The sequence below is a fragment of the Amycolatopsis circi genome (assembly GCF_003385235.1).
Classification (GTDB): domain Bacteria; phylum Actinomycetota; class Actinomycetes; order Mycobacteriales; family Pseudonocardiaceae; genus Amycolatopsis; species Amycolatopsis circi.
In genome coordinates, this window is sequence record NZ_PQIA01000289.1 from 1 (window position 1) to 1,578 (window position 1,578).

2 protein-coding genes are annotated in these 1,578 nt (G+C 69.2%); both read right to left on the bottom strand.

The features are described 5' to 3' along the window. On the bottom strand, positions 1–307 hold a 307-nt coding region (pgk, locus tag D0D37_RS46300; RefSeq protein ID WP_116206894.1), incomplete at its 3' end, for a phosphoglycerate kinase. A 5-nt stretch (positions 308–312) separates the two neighbouring features. Then, on the bottom strand, positions 313–1,314 hold the full coding sequence (gene gap, locus D0D37_RS46305) for a type I glyceraldehyde-3-phosphate dehydrogenase (protein ID WP_093574329.1): 1,002 nt from the start codon (positions 1,312–1,314) through the stop codon (positions 313–315). Between the last annotated feature and the right edge of the window lie 264 nt (positions 1,315–1,578).

The following is a 1,578-nucleotide window of genomic DNA, read 5'->3' on the forward strand; positions in this document are numbered from 1 at the left end:
TCGCCGACTCGCCGACGAGGTCTCCGGCCAGCGGGACCTCGGAGCCGAGCAGCTCGCCCAGCCGCTTCGCGACCGTCGCGAGCGTGAACTTCGGGTCCTGCTCGCCCTGGGGACGGCCGAGGTGCGCGGTGACGACGACCTTCGCGCCCGCCTCGGCGAGCTTCTTGATCGTCGGCAGCGCGGCGCGGACCCGGCCGTCGTCGGTGATGGCCGCCCCGTCGAGCGGGACGTTCAGGTCGCTGCGCACCAGCACGTAGCGGCCCTGAACACCCTCGCCCAGCAGGTCGTCGAGGTTTTTGACGCTCATCCGGTTCAGAGCTTCGAGCCGACGAGCTTGATCAGGTCGGCGAGGCGGTTGGAGTAGCCCCACTCGTTGTCGTACCAGCCGACGACCTTGACCTGGTCGCCGATCACCTTGGTGAGCGGCGAGTCGTAGATGCAGGAGGCCGGGTCGGTGACGATGTCCGAGGACACGATCGGGTCGACCGAGTACTTCAGGATGCCGGCCAGCGGGCCTTCGGCGGCGGCCTGGTACGCGGCGTTGATCTCCTCGACCGTGGCGGACTTCTTGAGGGTCACGGTGAGGTCGGTGGCCGAGCCGGTCGGGACCGGGACGCGCAGCGCGTAGCCGTCCAGCTTGCCGAGCAGCTCCGGCAGCACGAGGCCGATCGCCTTGGCCGCGCCGGTGGAGGCCGGGACGACGTTCAGGGCGGCGGCGCGGGCGCGGCGCAGGTCCTTGTGCGGGCCGTCCTGCAGGTTCTGGTCCTGCGTGTAGGCGTGGATCGTGGTCATCAGGCCCTGCTCGATGCCGAAGGCGTCGTTGAGGACCTTGGCCAGCGGGCCGAGGCAGTTGGTGGTGCAGGACGCGTTCGAGATGATCGTCTGCGAGCCGTCGTACTTGTCGTCGTTGACGCCGAGGACGACGGTCAGGTCCTCGCCCTTGGCGGGCGCGGAGATGATGACCTTCTTGGCGCCGCCGGCGATGTGCGCCTTGGCGGCGTCGGCGTTGGTGAAGAAGCCGGTCGACTCGACGACGACGTCCACGCCCAGGTCGCCCCAGGGCAGGTTGGCCGGGTCGCGCTCGGCGAGGGCCTTGATGGTCTTGCCGTCGACGACGATGCCCTCGTCGGAGACGCTGACCTCGCCCGGGAAGCGGCCGAGGATCGAGTCGTACTTGAGCAGGTGGGCCATGGTGGCGACGTCGCCGAGGTCGTTGAACGCGACGACCTCGATGTCGTGACCGCTCGCCTTCACGGCACGGAAGAAGTTGCGGCCGATCCGGCCGAAGCCGTTGACACCTACGCGAACGGTCACTGCTGCCACTCCTCTGGTGTTGATCACGGCGGCGGCGCACCGGCCGCCGACCGTCGGGTTGGACACTGCGGAAGTTCTCTCGGGGCGCCCGCCCCGGAAAGCACTTCTGCGACTTCCGGAATCGGTGCAACCCTAGCGTGCGGGCACCGTTGCCCCGGACTGCCCTGACGAGACTTCCACCACGGCCGGGAGACGTCAAGAATCGATTAAGAACCCAGCTCAGCCGGGTGAGGGGCCGAAACGGGGCGAGGGCCCCCGCGGGGG